Genomic DNA, 256 nt, shown 5'->3' with positions numbered 1-256 from the left:
ATGTAAATAGCACTATTAATCTAAGCCAAATAAGACAAGATATAAAAACAAATAATTTTGAATATAAAACAAGTGATAAAGAATTAAATGTATTTTTTAGCCTTGATAATAAAAGCGTAGGGATTAGCTTAGATAAAGATACTTTAAAAGATTTAAAAAGCTTTTTTAATAAAAATGATTTTTTAGAAGAAAATGGAAAAACTATTTTAAAAGGCGACGCTGCTAATTATGTAGCAGGTTGGTTTAGTGAGATTGC

At 24.6% G+C, this 256-nt stretch carries 1 protein-coding gene; it reads left to right on the top strand.

The window, feature by feature from the left end:
* Nucleotides 1-256 (top strand): hypothetical protein (locus tag AVBRAN9333_RS09490; protein WP_214120739.1); only part of this gene is annotated, 256 nt, incomplete at both ends.

It is taken from the genome of Campylobacter sp. RM9333, assembly GCF_020137705.1.
GTDB lineage: Bacteria > Campylobacterota > Campylobacteria > Campylobacterales > Campylobacteraceae > Campylobacter_E.
This window is presented reverse-complemented; position numbering and strand designations above follow the sequence as displayed.